Raw genomic sequence first — 291 nt, 5'->3', positions numbered from 1 at the left:
GCTTTTTCTTTGATTTCTTGTTCGTAAAAAAGAAAAAACCCAGCTAACACAATCACAATAATTAATCCAATTTTTACGATCTTATGCTCTAAGAGTTTCGCTAAGACTTCATTGTTTTTAGGGATAGGAAACCAAATATCCGTATTAGGACTAATAAAAATATGGCTTCCTTCTCTAATAGTGATAATGGGCTTAATCCTGATTTGCTCTCGCATGATTTGAGCGATAATGTTATTCAGGCTGATACCCTTTTTATACCTAGAGAGAAAAGTATAAACGCTGTCATTTATG

1 pseudogene is annotated in these 291 nt (G+C 33.0%); it reads right to left on the bottom strand.

Annotated elements, in window-relative coordinates:
- A pseudogene (locus BZK24_RS08805) lies at positions 1-291 on the bottom strand (hypothetical protein); the annotation flags it as partial.

It is taken from the genome of Helicobacter pylori (genome assembly GCF_001998165.1).
GTDB lineage: Bacteria > Campylobacterota > Campylobacteria > Campylobacterales > Helicobacteraceae > Helicobacter > Helicobacter pylori_DL.
The sequence above is the reverse complement of the archived record's forward strand: the minus strand, read 5'-3'. Positions and strand labels throughout refer to the sequence as shown.